The organism is Candidatus Methylacidiphilales bacterium (assembly GCA_030054035.1).
Taxonomy (GTDB): Bacteria; Pseudomonadota; Gammaproteobacteria; order JASGCS01; family JASGCS01; genus JASGCS01.
On sequence record JASGCS010000001.1, the window covers coordinates 419,565 to 434,812 of the forward strand.

14 protein-coding genes are annotated in these 15,248 nt (G+C 36.2%); 10 read left to right on the forward strand and 4 right to left on the reverse strand.

Going from position 1 to position 15,248, the window contains the following annotated elements:
• Window positions 1-41 precede the first annotated feature (41 nt).
• The 6 genes from QM538_02150 to lptB are packed head-to-tail and all read left to right on the forward strand — an operon-like array spanning window position 42 to window position 3,842.
• Window positions 42-785, forward strand: a complete 744-nt coding sequence (locus tag QM538_02150; GenBank protein ID MDI9347285.1) for a VacJ family lipoprotein — start codon at window positions 42-44, stop codon at window positions 783-785.
• A gap of 2 nt (window positions 786-787) precedes the next feature.
• A complete protein-coding gene (locus tag QM538_02155; GenBank protein MDI9347286.1) occupies window positions 788-1,762 on the forward strand; it encodes a KpsF/GutQ family sugar-phosphate isomerase in 975 nt (324 codons plus the stop codon).
• Window positions 1,763-1,766: 4 nt separating this feature from the next.
• Window positions 1,767-2,243, forward strand: coding sequence for an HAD hydrolase family protein (locus QM538_02160; protein ID MDI9347287.1), 477 nt, complete (start codon window positions 1,767-1,769; stop codon window positions 2,241-2,243).
• Window positions 2,233-2,673: a hypothetical protein gene (locus QM538_02165; GenBank protein ID MDI9347288.1), complete on the forward strand. Its 441-nt coding sequence runs from the start codon at window positions 2,233-2,235 to the stop codon at window positions 2,671-2,673. The genes QM538_02160 and QM538_02165 overlap by 11 nt, the downstream gene beginning before the upstream one ends.
• Complete coding sequence (locus tag QM538_02170) at window positions 2,663-3,121, forward strand: LptA/OstA family protein (protein ID MDI9347289.1); 459 nt, start codon at window positions 2,663-2,665, stop codon at window positions 3,119-3,121. Before QM538_02165 ends, QM538_02170 begins: the two co-directional genes overlap by 11 nt.
• Window positions 3,114-3,842: an LPS export ABC transporter ATP-binding protein gene (gene lptB / locus QM538_02175; GenBank protein MDI9347290.1), complete on the forward strand. Its 729-nt coding sequence runs from the start codon at window positions 3,114-3,116 to the stop codon at window positions 3,840-3,842. Before QM538_02170 ends, lptB begins: the two co-directional genes overlap by 8 nt.
• On the opposite strand, the gene QM538_02180 is transcribed toward lptB, so the two are convergent.
• Window positions 3,835-5,220, reverse strand: a complete 1,386-nt coding sequence (locus tag QM538_02180; protein MDI9347291.1) for an aconitase family protein — start codon at window positions 5,218-5,220, stop codon at window positions 3,835-3,837. The two genes, lptB and QM538_02180, sit on opposite strands and share 8 nt — an antisense overlap.
• 94 nt (window positions 5,221-5,314) lie before the next feature.
• Here QM538_02180 and QM538_02185 point away from each other — a divergent pair, with 94 nt between their 5' ends.
• The gene (locus QM538_02185; protein ID MDI9347292.1) at window positions 5,315-8,215 is read left to right on the forward strand and encodes a ribonucleoside-diphosphate reductase subunit alpha; all 2,901 of its coding nucleotides are present in this window, start codon (window positions 5,315-5,317) and stop codon (window positions 8,213-8,215) included.
• On the forward strand, window positions 8,215-8,550 hold the full coding sequence (grxD, locus tag QM538_02190; GenBank protein MDI9347293.1) for a Grx4 family monothiol glutaredoxin: 336 nt from the start codon (window positions 8,215-8,217) through the stop codon (window positions 8,548-8,550). Before QM538_02185 ends, grxD begins: the two co-directional genes overlap by 1 nt.
• A gap of 7 nt (window positions 8,551-8,557) precedes the next feature.
• Here grxD and pyrC read toward each other — a convergent pair whose 3' ends face one another.
• Window positions 8,558-9,607: a dihydroorotase gene (gene pyrC / locus QM538_02195; GenBank protein ID MDI9347294.1), complete on the reverse strand. Its 1,050-nt coding sequence runs from the start codon at window positions 9,605-9,607 to the stop codon at window positions 8,558-8,560.
• Between the two features lie 30 nt (window positions 9,608-9,637).
• Here pyrC and QM538_02200 point away from each other — a divergent pair, with 30 nt between their 5' ends.
• Both QM538_02200 and QM538_02205 read left to right on the forward strand, forming a co-directional pair.
• Entirely contained in the window at window positions 9,638-10,996 is a 1,359-nt protein-coding gene (locus QM538_02200; GenBank protein MDI9347295.1) for a Mur ligase family protein, read from the forward strand.
• A complete protein-coding gene (locus QM538_02205) occupies window positions 10,980-12,293 on the forward strand; it encodes a serine/threonine-protein kinase (protein MDI9347296.1) in 1,314 nt (437 codons plus the stop codon). Before QM538_02200 ends, QM538_02205 begins: the two co-directional genes overlap by 17 nt.
• Here QM538_02205 and QM538_02210 read toward each other — a convergent pair whose 3' ends face one another.
• Window positions 12,294-13,532 carry a GNAT family N-acetyltransferase gene (locus QM538_02210; GenBank protein ID MDI9347297.1) on the reverse strand — a complete coding sequence of 413 codons (1,239 nt, stop codon included), beginning with the start codon at window positions 13,530-13,532 and terminating at the stop codon, window positions 12,294-12,296.
• Window positions 13,533-13,539: 7 nt separating this feature from the next.
• Window positions 13,540-15,225, reverse strand: coding sequence for a dihydroxy-acid dehydratase (gene ilvD / locus QM538_02215; GenBank protein MDI9347298.1), 1,686 nt, complete (start codon window positions 15,223-15,225; stop codon window positions 13,540-13,542).
• Window positions 15,226-15,248 lie beyond the last annotated feature (23 nt).

A 15,248-nucleotide genomic window follows, 5' to 3' on the forward strand; every position in this document is an offset into this window, starting at 1 on the left:
AGAGAGTGTACTATGCTATAGCAATTAATAATATTTATTATATGTCAAATTTGTTTTTCTTTTTAATACTATGCACACTACTTACCAGCGGGTGCTCCATCCAACAATCTGAAATTAAAGATCCTTATTTCAATAAGAACCAGCAATTATACGAGCAATTTGTTAACACCGATGAAAGTGTCTGGAAACCTTCAAGTGAATTTTACTCAAAAACTTTTGATTCGAGTGTACATACTACTGTGAATAACTTTTTTACGAACCTTGCTCAAATTAAATATGGATTTAATAATTTTCTACAAGGAAAATTTATAGTTGCGACTGAACAACTTGCTAGATTTGTAGTTAATACAATCTTTGGATTGTTTGGAATATTTGACGTGGCAAGTTCAATTGATTTAAAATCCCAACCGCAAGACTTTGGTCAAACTCTTGCGCTTTGGGGGTATCGCAAAACTAATTTTTTAATTGTTCCAATTCTAGGACCAACTACTGAACGAGATGCACTGGGATATTTATTTGATTTTTTTTTCTTAAGTCCACTTAGTTACAGTAACGCAGCTTTTGCCACTAAGTCAGCTTTAACATTTATAGATATAGTTGACACGAGACGCACAAACTCAGATGCTATTGATTTTATTTATTCTTCAGGAATAGGAGAGGATAGTTATTCTTTCTTTAAGTCCGTTTGGTCAAGAAATAGAAATACGAAAATAAATGAATTAATTAGTGCAGCTGGTATTAAAATAAATTCTCAGGATGACTTATACGAACTACTGGAACAATAAACATGCTACTTGAAAGTCAAATAATAAAAAGAGCAAGTGAGATACTTACTATAGAATCAGAAGCTATTCAAGGAGTTCAAGCTTCTTTAGATCAGTCGTTTATCTCTGTCTGTAAGGAACTTTTTTCTTGTAAAGGTAAGATTATTTTACTTGGATTAGGTAAATCAGGAATTATTGCAAAAAAAATTGCCGCCACATTGTCTAGCACTGGCGCACCGTCATTTTTTATTCACGCTAGTGAAGCAATCCATGGAGATATTGGCATGATATCTAAACAAGATATAATTGTTGCAGTTTCACATTCAGGAGAAACTCAAGAAATCATCACGACACTTTCTGTGGCAAACACGCTTGGTATAGTTAGTATTGCAATGACCTCTAATTCAAATTCAAGATTAGCTCAAATCGCAACGATGTGTATTCATATTCCTATTAACAGAGAAGCTTGTCAACACAATCTAGCTCCTACCGCAAGTACCACCGCAATGTTGGCGCTCGGTGATGCGATCGCACTAATATTATTTGAAATGAAAGGAATGACATCAGAAGACTTCGCCAGAACACACCCAGCAGGTACATTGGGGAAAAAACTTTTAACTACTGTAGAAAGCCTCGCACATTTTGGTAAAGATGTACCTTCAGTTTCACCATCAGTTTTTATTATAGACGCGGCACTTGAAATGTCAAATAAAAGGCTAGGGTGCACACTAATTACTCACAACCAAGAAGTTGAGGGTATATTTACTGACGGCGATTTACGTCGTTTAATTCATAATACTACCAATCTTCAGACCACACAAATTTCAAATGTCATGAGTAAAAAATTTAAAAGTATCAATGCCTCTGAACTCGCCTCAAATGCGCTTCAAATTATGCGCATTTCAAAAATACAAGTACTTGTTGTTAATTCGGAGCGTCACGGAATAGGTGTTCTTAGCATCTATGACATAATCGACGCAGGATTATCTGATGAATAGCGGAATGTACAAACCTAATCTTATAAAAATAATAGGATTAGATTGTGACGGAACGCTTACTGATGGAAAAATCAATCTCGGCAAAGATGGAGAGCAATTCAAATCATTTGATGTTAAGGATGGTTTTGGTATTGTCAACCTTATTCAAAATGGCAAAATAGTAGTTTTTATTTCTGCGAGAAAATCACCGATACTTGAGTATCGTGCAAATGAATTAGGTGTTAAACACTGTATTCAACACGCTTCTGATAAAGTATTAGAAATGCAGAAAATTACCTCATTGTATGGGGTAGATTTTAGAGATGTATGTTACATGGGCGACGATATACCTGACCTTCCACTTATAACTAGTGTAGGACTTGGCGCAGCCCCTCGCAACGCCCATCAAAAAATCTTAGAACAAGCGAAGTGGGTTAGTGCATTTGATGCTGGAAATGGGGCAGTGCGAGAGCTTTGCGATTTTATTTTACATGGTATTTAAATACTTATTTTTTATTTTGGCGCTCTATGGTAGTTTTTTATGGGGGACAACTACCTATCTAATCGAAAATGAATATTTAGATAAAAATCTACCAGAATTCGAACTACGAGAAGCTCATTTGTTATTAGCAAATATTGACGTTAAGCAATTTATTGACATTCACTCTGATTATGTAATTTTTGAACATGATAAATTCTCCACCAGAAATAACACCGTGCTTACTGCAACTAAAAATACCAAAATACAATTTTCAATTTTAACCGAAGATTTCATTTTAGACATAAATGAAAAAAAAGGATATAGTCGCAAACCTAGTACTATTACAATTTCAGATATTACTATTGATGCAAATAAATTACAAATTGATTTTCAGGATACCGATCATTTTAAAATTGACGCACAACAGGTAAAAACTAGCAATGAGTATTAATAATATAATCATACTATTTGTCATAGGATTATTTAATTTTAATTTACTTGCAGCAAATATCTACACCATTGAATCAAAGTATCTAACCATTCTTGCAAGTCAAGAAAAAATGCACTATCGCGGAAATGTAGTCTTAACTGCCTCTAATTTCATAATAAATTCATCAGAACTTGAATTCATTAAAAAAACAAGGGAAGATTTGATGCGGTTCACCAACTTAACCATCATCCAACTTTCAAAAGATAAAAAACAAAAATTAACAATTTCAGGAGATAAGGCAGAATATTTTATTAAGGGTAAATTTATCATTACAGGTAATGTAAAATTTAGCGACGGAGAAAACTCCATTCAAGCTCAAAAAATCACCTACAACAGTGTAAATAGAACGATCGAAGCAGTACAAGTGCAAGATAAACAAGTAAAAGTGGTCATAAAAGCCAATGAATAAATCATTAGATATTTTTGAAATAAGAAAGTCTATTAAAGATAAAGTATTAGTGAACAATGTCTCGATAAGCCTGCATCCTGGAGAGATTGTAGGCTTACTCGGACCAAATGGAGCCGGAAAAACTACTTGTTTTTACCTAATCGCAGGTATTGAAAAAACCGAAAATGGAGTTATCAGACTTGATGATACAGATATAACCGCAATGAATCTAGCGCAAAGAGCATTATCAGGCTTGGCATATCTTCCACAAGAAGCAAGTATATTTCAATCTTTATCTGTAGAAGATAATTTAAGAGTGGCAATAGAATTAATAGGTGTTACTGATGAAAATGAAATTACTAAAATTATTGGGACTTTTCTCGAGCAAATGCATTTAACCCATCTTGCAAAAACCCGAGGCACAAATCTTTCTGGAGGCGAGCGAAGACGAGTAGAGATAGCTCGCTTACTTTGCACCAATCCAAAATATATTCTTCTCGATGAACCGTTCGCTGGAATTGATCCTATTTCTGTAATAGAAACACAATATCTAATTGCACAACTATCAAGTAAAGGTATTGGAGTTCTTATCACGGATCATAATTATCGTGAATTATTAAGTATCTGTAAAAGAGTTTATTTTCTTTATGAAGGATCTATACTTGTTGAAGGTAATGAAACAGAAATTACTTCGCACCCCATAGTTAAAAAAATTTATTTAGGTGAGTCTGAATTTAAGTAATAAGTCGTAAGTCTTCTAAAGAAGGTATCCTTCCTATCACCGCCCCAAGCGCTACAATTAAAGGGCTGGCAAGATGTGTTTTGACTTGGGCTCCTTGTCTGTTTTTAAAATTTCTATTTGTTGAGCTTAGCACCCTAGATCCTTTCGGAAACGACTCACCACCAGCAAAAAAACAAAGTGAGCACCCTGACTCTCTCCACTCAAACCCAGCCTCTAAAAAAATTTTGTCAAACCCCTTTGCTTCAGCCATTTTTTTGACACGACTAGAACCTGGGACAATTAAAGCTTTCATATTTTTATTTATTTTTTTACCTTTCAGAAATGAGGCAACTAATTCTAAGTCACTAAATCTACTATTGGTACATGAGCCTATAAAAGCACCTTGGATTGTTAATTGTTGGAGATATGAAACGCCTGAAAGTCCCATATATCCTATAACTTCAGGGTCAACGCTTGATTCGGCTGGTAAGGGTTGGTCAATACTTATATTTTGGTCGGGGGAAATGCCGTACGAAATTCGTGGTAAAAGATTCTGTAAAGTCATTGCATGATTATTCTCAAAGATAGCATCACTGTCTGTTGAAAGCGAATGTATATATGTATGTAATTGGCTTGATTCCAAAGTAGCTCCGATTGGCGTGCTAAAGAAATATTCAGTAGTTATTTGATCGGGGGAAATAATCCCACTAAACGCCCCGAGCTCAACTGACATGTTACAAATAGTCATTCTACCTTCCAAAGGTATACTTTTTATCAATGAACCACAATATTCAATTATCGCGCCATGACCAACTGATGTGCCATATTTTTGTAAAATAGCTAAAACGATATCTTTTGCGGTCGCATATTTGCTCAGTGTGCCATTTATTTCAATCTTTATATTCTTGGGTCGAGTTACTGAAATAGTTCTGGTGATTAGTGCTTGCTCTGCCTGACTAGTTCCAATTCCAATCCCTAGACAACCTAACGCCCCTAAGGTACCTGTATGACTATCGGGGCACACAATAACTGAACCAGGAATTGCAATCCCTCTCTCCGCAACTACCACATGTGAAATTCCTTGATTTTCGTCATTGATATCGTACAAATTTATTTTAAATTTATTTGCTAAAGACCTTGTTACCTGTATAGCAATTTCACTATGAGGAACTAAACCAAAATCTGTACGATTTGCAAAGGTATCAATTGCATGATCAATAATTGCATAAACTGATTCAGGTCTTCTAACCTGCAATGCTCGATCTTCGACACCTTGTAGCGCAATACCACCTGTCCTCTCATGTAATATAACTCTATCAACATATAATAATTGGATGTTAGAATTGTTGGAAGGTAACACATGTTCGTCCCAAATCTTATCAAAAATTGTTTTTGCCATGATATCCGACATAATTGATTTTAATGCAAAATTATTAAAAATAATTGGGCAATAAAAAGTGTTAAAAATGGTATAATTGTATGCATACAATTCCATGGCTAAATTCACCGATATTGATAACCTTGAAATAAACCACTCAAACCCTAATACAACTAAAGATTTACAAAGAGAAAACTTAGGTGGTATTTCTTTAACTGCACCGGGAAAATACAGAGTAATCAGAAGAAATGGCAGGCTAACTGAATTTGAAATTTCCAAAGTGGAAACTGCTATGACAAAGGCTTTCTTAGCAGAAGAAGGAGGAATGGCAGCAAGTTCGGAAAGAATTCATGAGCTAGTTGCACAATTAAGCTTGCAAGTAACAAATAATTTATTCAAACGCCTACCCGATGGTGGGACATTTCACATAGAGGATATCCAAGATCAAGTTGAGCTTGCCTTAATGCGACAAGGCGAACACAAAGTTGCCAGAAGATATGTCCTTTATCGAGAAGATAGAAGTAAACTTAGAAAATCAAGCGTTGATAATCAGACTAAACCAGTAATAAATGTAACATTATCTGATGGACATACCGTCGCACTACCGACCGAATTATTACTTGCAATGATTAAGAATGCCGCAAACAATTTGGACGATGTGGATACTGGAATGTTGTATAGTGAAACAGTAAAAAATCTTTATGATTTAGTTCCTGAGCTAGATGTAATTAAGTCGGCAATTATGAGTGCAAAATCTCTTATCGAAAAAGAACCAAATTATTCTTATGTTGCTTCTCGCCTGCTCCTTAAGCTCTGCAAAATTGAAGCTTACAAAACTCTCTCAATGCCTGTGCCAGCAAGTATTTTTGAACCAATGCAAAATAGCTACCAAGGGTACTTCGAAAAATACATCGCTTATGCCATTTCGAAAGACTTACTCAGCCATGAGCTTGCCGAATATGATTGCGCTACACTTGCCAAAGTGTTAATTGAACAAAATGATTCTAAATTTAGCTACCTGAGTTTACAAACACTTTATGATCGCTACTTTATTCATCATGGCACCAATCGAATAGAATTACCACAAGCGTTTTTTATGCGAGTTGCTATGGGTTTGGCACTATATGAGAAAAAATCAGAGCGCGAGCAATATGCCATTTTGTTCTATAAGACGCTTTCTAGCTTTCGTTTTATGTCAAGCACTCCAACCCTATTCAATTCCGGCACACTTAGACCGCAACTTTCAAGTTGCTACCTAACAACAGTACCTGATGATTTAAGTGGTATCTACGAAGCTATTAAAGAAAATGCCCTTCTTTCAAAATATGCTGGCGGGTTAGGTAACGACTGGACCTCTGTGCGGAGCATGGGATCGCATATAAAAGGCACTAACGGAAATTCACAAGGTGTTGTTCCGTTTTTAAAAGTAGCGAACGATACTGCCATTGCAGTGAATCAAGGTGGCAAAAGAAAAGGTGCGGTTTGTGCATATCTTGAAACATGGCATTTAGATATAGAAGATTTTTTGGAGTTAAGAAAAAATACAGGTGATGATCGTAGAAGAACGCACGATATGAATACAGCTAATTGGATTCCAGATCTTTTTATGAAGCGAGTGCATGAAAAGGGAGAATGGACGCTATTCTCACCTCATGAGACACCTGATTTACATGACATTTATGGCAAAGATTTTGAAAAACGCTATATGCAATATGAGCAAATGGTCGAACGAGGTGAGATCCTATTGTACAAAAAATTACCTGCATTGACTTTATGGAGAAAAATGCTCACTATGTTATATGAAACGGGACACCCCTGGATTACATTTAAAGATCCATGTAATATCAGATCACCCCAGCGACATGTTGGAGTGGTCCACTCATCAAATCTATGTACAGAAATCACACTCAACACAAACAAAGAAGAAATTGCGGTCTGTAATCTAGGTTCGATAAATCTTAAAGAGCATATGACACCTGAAGGTTTAGATGAGGTAGCGCTCAAAGAGACCGTCTCTATAGCGGTTAGAATGCTCGATAATGTAATTGAATACAATTATTACAGTGTCGAAAAAGCAAAATTTTCAAATCTAAAGCATAGACCAATCGGTCTTGGGTTAATGGGGTTCACAGACTTGCTGTATCACTTACGAGTTCCTTATGATAGCGATAAAGCAATTGAAATATCTGATCAATCTATGGAAACAATTAGCTACTTTGCTATAGAAGCTTCTATGAGTCTTGCCAAAGAACGGGGTCCGTATCAAACATATCAGGGATCATTGTGGAGCAAAGGTATACTTCCAATTGACTCATTGCGACTCCTCGATAAAGAGAGGGATGGTTTTTTAAAAGTAAACTATAACTCAACAAAAGATTGGGATACGTTAAGGAAGAATGTTACCCAATACGGGGTTAGGAACTCAAATATAATGGCGATCGCCCCAACCGCGACCATTGCAAACATTTGTGGAGTATCCGCATCTATCGAGCCTACATACCAAAATCTGTATGTCAAATCTAATTTATCTGGTGAATTCACCTTAATCAATCCGTACCTTGTCACAGACTTAAAAAAGCACAATATCTGGGACGACGTGATGATTAATGATTTGAAATATTACGATGGTAGTTTGCAAAAAATTGATCGCATTCCAAATGAAATTAAAAAACTTTATAAAACTGCATTTGAGATTGATCAGCGTTGGTTAATTGAATGTGCTTCACGAAGACAAAAATGGATAGACCAAGCTCAGTCTCTTAATCTGTACTATGCAGATACTGACGCCAAAACACTAGACCTAATGTATCAATTAGCATGGATACGAGGACTAAAGACAACATATTACTTGCGAACCATTGGGGCAACTCATATTGAAAAAACAACTTTAGATTCTAGTAGAAAAAATACTTTGAATAGAGTTACTTCAGCAGATAAAATTACAGAATTTGAAAATAAAACCAGTTGTGCGTTTGGAGCTGGAGCTAATGATCAAGAATGCGAGGTTTGTCAATAATGGTACTAGACAAAAATGAGACATTAAATCGAATTAAAGAAATCGTTTCAAAAAACGAAATAGTAATTTTTATGAAAGGCACCCCACAATTTCCACAATGTGGATTTTCTGCTAAAGCATCTAAAGTTCTTGGCGAAGTTGGAGCACAGTATTATGCTGTTAATGTGCTTGAAGATTTAGCTATTTTTAAATTTCTTCCAGATTTTGCAGCATGGCCAACTTTTCCTCAAATCTACGCCAGAGGAGAATTGATAGGCGGATGTGACATATTGGTTGATTTATATAATTCAGGCGAATTAGCAGATATAATTAAAAATCAAGACGCTGCTAGCTAACGAATAGTTAGGCTACCAATTGCCAACTAGCCACTTCTCCTGAACAAAGCGGCACCACCTTCTCCACTCCAAACTCATAAACACTTGGTACATTCCAAGGTTTTTTTTGAAGCTCAATCATAGTTTTATTCATTGGGAGCTCATAAAAAAGCGCACCATGTTTGCTTAAAAAATCTTCTAAGGCGTACAATTTTCCAACTCTTTCAAAAATATCTGCATAAATACTAAGTGCTACAGGAGTATTAAATATACCAGCACATCCACAGCTTGTTTCTTTGGCACTAATCGCATGTGGGGCGGAATCTGTGCCAGCAAAAAACCATGGCAATCCAGAGGTTGCGGCCATAATCAGGGCGTTTTTATCTTCGTTGCGTTGAAGTAAGGGCAAACAATAAAAATGAGGGTGTATGCCATTATTAAAAATCGCTCTACGATCCAACAAGAGATGGTGCGGTGTGATAGTTGCATGTACTCTGCCCTTTTGCGACAGGATAAAATCAACAGAGGTTCTAGTGGTTATATGTTCCATAACAATTTTTAGGGTAGGATGGCGTCTCATGATAACAGGAAGTATTTGTTGTATAAATAGCTTTTCACGATCAAATGGATCCACATAAGCAGAAACAACCTCACCATGCAACAATAGCACAGAGTTTGACTCAGCGATAGCGGCAAGGATATTATCTAGGACAAGCAAATCTTTCACTCCATGATCTGAGTTAGTTGTTGCCCTGCTTGGGTAGTACTTAAATCCTCTAACGTTAGGAAGTTTAGTGCACCGGTACACTTCTTCAACACTGGTAGTTTCCTGTAAAAAAAGAGCATAATGAGGTTCAAACAACTTGCCCGGAGGATTTTTTAGCAACAATGAATCAACTTGGGATTGGTACTCAGTAACAGCAATTGCGGTAGTAACCGGTTTCTTTAGGTTTGGCATGAGTAACGCTCGATAAAATTGAGAAGCTGTATGGGGAAGTGCGAAATTCAGCATCTCTTGTTCTCGCAGATGAGTGTGCCAATCATCAGGTTGACGCATTATAATGGATTGCAGGGTCATGGTACTTTATATATTAGTACTTTATATTTTATGTTATCAAACAAGTCTGAAACGATTCATATTTTGGGTATCTGCGGAACCTTCATGGCGGGTATCGCGCAACTCGCATTAAAAAAGGGCTACAGAGTAACCGGAAGTGATTCGCACTATCACGATCCAATTTATAGCCAATTAAAAGGCCTGTCTAAAACTTACGATCTCACGCTTTTTGAAGGTCATGCATATAAAGATATCTCTCCGTCAACAAGCATGATTATCGTTGGTAATGTAATGACTAGAGGTATGCAAGTTATTGAAGATATGTTGATCGGCTCAATCCCATATACTTCAGGACCTCAATGGATGGGTTCGCATATATTAAATGGAAAAAAGGTCATTGCTATTGCCGGAACTCATGGTAAAACAACAACTACCGCACTAGTTTCTTTTATACTTCAATCTTGTAAGATTGATTGTGGTTATTTAATTGGTGGAATACCCCTAAACAACAATCTCACTCACGCACATCTTGGAACTGATTACTTTGTCATTGAGGCTGATGAATATGATAGTGCATTTTTTGATAAGCGATCTAAATTTATACACTACAAACCTACAACGCTGCTAATCAATAATCTAGAATTTGATCATGCTGATATTTTTGAGTCAATAGAAGATATTCAGACTCAATTTCATTTTCTCATTAGAACTATGAGCGCCAAGACAAACATATTTGCTAGAAGTGTTCCGTTCATAAAACAGTTAATAGCTAAAGGGTGCTGGTCAAATCTAGTATGGTTGCAATCTAAACAACATTGGTATGCCTATAAATCCAACCACCACATTATTATCACTTTTAAAAATAAAGTAATATCAAGACTATCGCTGACTGAGTATCCTTCTCTAGAGATTTCATGTAACTCTGAAAATGTACTTTCTGCGTATGCAATTTGTACACAACTTGGAGTCTCCGTAACTGACATTGAAAAATATCTTAAAGAATTTAAACAAGTCACCAGACGGATGCAAAAAATTTACGAATCGCCCTCAATTGTTGTTTACGAAGATTTTGCCCATCACCCTACCTCAATCAAAATTAGCCTCGAATACCTCAAAAATTCTTTTAAACCTGATGATACTGGCATCGTAATTGAAATGGGTTCAAATAGCATGAAAATGGGCACATGGGAACAAAAATTACAACTCCTAACCAAACCATATAAAGCCAAATTACTCTCTAAAACACCACTTGCTGTAGTATCAAAAAAAACACTGGGAGCATTATTAAACTCGGTCAATGCTCAAGGTTCAAAAAAGAAAAAAGCGATTATAATTATGAGTAATAAAAATATTGACCCGCTAAGGGTTAAAATACTAGAGCTAGTTAAAAGTTATGAGCGAAAAAAATAACCCCACTGAAGCAGTAGTTCCTAAAAGACTAGGAAGATATATGGTACGTGAACTACTTGGTTCAGGTACACACGGTAGCGTCTACAAAGGATATGATCCGTATGTTGGAAGAATGGTGGCAATCAAAATTGAAAAAATAACTGAAAGTCCCAACGAAGAAAGTTCTATACAAACCCATCAAAATTTATTCAAAGAAGCGCGCACTACTGGATTCCTCAGTCACCCCAATATTGTATCTTTATACGATGTAGGAGTCGAAAATAACATATATTTTATAGTTATGGAGTATGTTGAAGGTAACACATTGTCAGTATACTGCTCAAGTGAAAACAAGGAATTGAGTGACAACCCTCAAAGAGTAATTAAAATTGCTTATGATTGTTGTATTGCATTGGAATATTCACACACCAATAGAGTATTACATAGAGATATCAAACCTTCCAATATCATGTTAACGAAAGAGGGGAAGCCAAAAATAATGGATTTTAGCATCGCACATAAAATCCAAAAAGAAGCAGAAGATCAACAAGTTATCGGCTCACCCACATATATGTCTCCTGAACAAATTCAGGGCAAGGCATTAACTCCAGCTACTGATCAGTTCTCTCTTGCAGTAGTTATTTTTTATGTTTTAGCAAAACAGCCACCTTTTTACAACAGCAATATTAAAGAACTTTTTAAATTAATTCTAAAAAGCGAACCCCCCGAACTTCAATCACTAAGACCAGATCTGCCTAAAGAGTTGAGTTTAATTTTAAGCAAAGCTATGAGTAAAAACCCTTCCGATCGTTTTCCCAATTGCCAAACATTTGGTAGTGAGCTCTTGGCACTTTACCGAAGTACTGAAAAATCTAGTTTGAATAAATCCCAACAACATGACGCAATAAGTAGATTGGCTTTCTTTAGTTATTTTAATCAAGATGAAATAGAATTATTTATTAATTCTTCCACGATGGTGCGTTCAAATAACGGCGATATACTATTTCAAGAAGGGCAAGAAACATACGATCTTTATGTTATTATTTCAGGGGAAGTAGATATTATTAAAAATCAAACACTAATCGCCACTTTAAAAAGCGGAGAAGTGTTTGGAGAGATGACCTTCTTAGCTAAAAACTCCAATTTAAAGAGAACTGCCACAGCAAAATCACGCGGAGAATCTCTAATTCTTAAAATAGATACTCAGATTATTACCAATTTTCCTATTGAGGCACAACTTAATTACTACAAGGTATTCTGCGAGAATCTTGCTTACCGACTATCAATTACTACATCAAAATTAGCGTCAAAACGCTAATTATTCAAATTTTTTAATCAGTATTATTGAGTTCCTTTTACGGTCATATTTTTTTTGACGAACTAGAGGGAGTGATTCAAAACCAGTACGACGATAGCCAAGTCGAGTAAAAAAATCTTCAGCCTTAGTGGTGAGAACAAAAACTGTATGATATCCTAGTGCCACCAATTCATTTTCAGCTCTATTAATAAGCATTTTCACAATTCCTTTATTTGCGAACTCTTGTTGAACACAAACCGCGCCAAGTTCAGCCATATGTGAAGTGCGAAACAAAATTATCTCACAAGTCCCGACTAAGGCTCCCTCACTTATGGCAACTAGAAAACGGTTATAATTTTTTTCTAGGTACGCATCTGTTCTTTTTAAAAAATAATTTTTAGTATTTGGATTCATAAGCAACCATTTAATACTTGAAATATCTTGTTTAGTGGCTCTTCTAATTGAATGATGCGCACCCTTCCTAATCAACACGCCACTACCTGACTTAGTGTAAAGTTCAGTTAAAAGCCCATTGGATCGCAAACCATTAACCAGATGCACGCGCTTAACATTACCATAAATCGCTTGTTCAATAATACTGGAAAGATTTTTATAATTTTTTATTCTTACTTTCAACCAGGAAGATATTTCATGAACCGTCACCTGAGAAGATAGTTGCGCTGAAAACAATGATCGTTTTGAAGAATAGAGTATTAATTTTTTTGCAGATAACGCTGTAGCAAAATCAACTGCTACTTGATAGGAGTTTAGTACCAATTGATTTGATTGATATGAAGCAATGGGTGAGTAAAGTAAAACTGACTTTCTAGCTGATTGTTTGAGAAGATCTGGACTGCGGATTAGAATTGTCCCTTGATAGCGATGCTCTATCCCTTCCACAACACCGACAGGTTTACATGAAACGGTGGCGGTCCCGTTTATCACACTGTACTCATCACCCAAATACTTCTCTATTCTATAACGAACATCGCGAGATTCCCTTTGATAACGCTCAATATTTTTTTTTGGAACATGTGCTACTGCGTCAAAACTTGAACCATGCACCACTAACAAACGAGAGCCAAATCTATGGATTATCTTTATTTCTTTAACAATTGATTCCAGGACTGTATCGTGACAACAATCTATAGGAATATGTATGACAAATAGCGCGGCATTATGATTTCGAACATACGGCGCGGCTTCTTGTAAAGTATTGAAGTACGCTTCATGGGTGTTAACAGTGATAGATTTTTTCAATTTCGTCTCAACAATTGAGATCGGTTACTGCACCTAATGATGCGGAAGTAACACTAGCACGATATTTTGCCATAACACCATGAATTTTTTTAAAGAGAGGATGCTTAAGTTTCTTTTTTCTTTTTTTCAATTCTGCTGGAGATACTTTAAGGATAAGTTCATTAGAGTTACTATCGATAGTAATGGTATCACCGTTTTTAACTAAAGCCAACGGGCCTCCATCAAATGCTTCTGGGCTAATATGCCCAACAACAAACCCGTGAGTTCCCCCGGAAAATCGTCCATCAGTGATTAAGGCAACATCTTTTCCCAACCCAGCACCCATTACTGCGGAAGTTGGAGCTAGCATTTCCCTCATTCCTGGACCACCCTTTGGGCCTTCATATCTAATCACAATTACCATTCCAGCTTTAATTGATCCATTTAAAATTGCTTTCAAGGCTAATTCTTCGGAATTAAAAACCTTTGCAATTCCTGTAAATGTTAACCCCTCTTTACCAGTAATCTTAGCAACTGCACCGTCCGGAGCAAGATTTCCCTTTAATATGACTATATGACTATCTTTTTTAATTGGATTGCTTATATCGCTTACAATTCTCTGGTTTTCTGGATATTCTTGAACTTTGTTTAAATAATCACCTAAAGTTGTGCCATAAATTGTCTTGCATGAGGTATTAATAAGATTTGCTAATGCTAGGCGCTTTAACAATGGTCCCAATCCGCCGATTTTAATAAACTCACTCATTGGAAATTCTCCAGATGGTCTGAGATTGCACAAGACTGGTACTTTTGCGCCTATCCTTTTAAAATCATCTAGATTTAGAGAAATTTTTGCTGAATGTGACATAGCTAATAAATGAAGAACAGCGTTAGTTGACCCTCCTAAAGCTATCACCGTTGTGATTGCGTTCTCAAAAGATTTTTTATTAATTATGCTCTTTGGGGTAATTCCCATCTCAAGGGCGTTATACAAAACACTACCTATTTCATCGCATTCTATTTTTTTTTCTTTAGATATCGCTGTTCGTGATGACGAGCCCCAAGGTGATAGGCCCATAGCTTCAATTGCGCATGCCATGGTATTTGCAGTATACATACCACCACAGGCTCCAGGACCTGGTATGGCTCGTTTTTCAATCTCTAAAAAATCAACTTCACTAATTTTTTTATTGCTAAACGCACCAACTGATTCAAATACTGACACTATATCAATGGGTTTATTATTATAGATGCCAGGCATAATAGTTCCGCCATAAATAAAAATTGATGGTCGTTGTAACCTAAATTGAGCAATCAGGCATCCAGGCATATTTTTATCACATGATCCAATGGTAACCAATCCGTCATACGCCAATCCGTCAGTTACAGTTTCTATTGAATCTGCAATAACTTCTCGTGAAATGAGTGAATATTTCATACCTTCATTTCCCATTGAAATTCCATCCGACATGGTTATAGTGTGAAAAAGCACTGGCTTGCAATTATTTGCTTGTAATGATGCAACACAAAGTTTACTTAACTCGTCAAGATGCATATTGCAAGGAGTAACATTACTAGCGAGTGAGGCAACACCGACAATAGGTTTTTTAAAATCTTCATCTGAAAATCCAGTTGGTCGTAGCATCGCTCTACTTTGAGATCGAGTCGGGCCATCAAGTAGCCGCGAGGAGTATTTCCTTAAAAAAGTAGTCATACTTTATTTTTAATGTAATTATA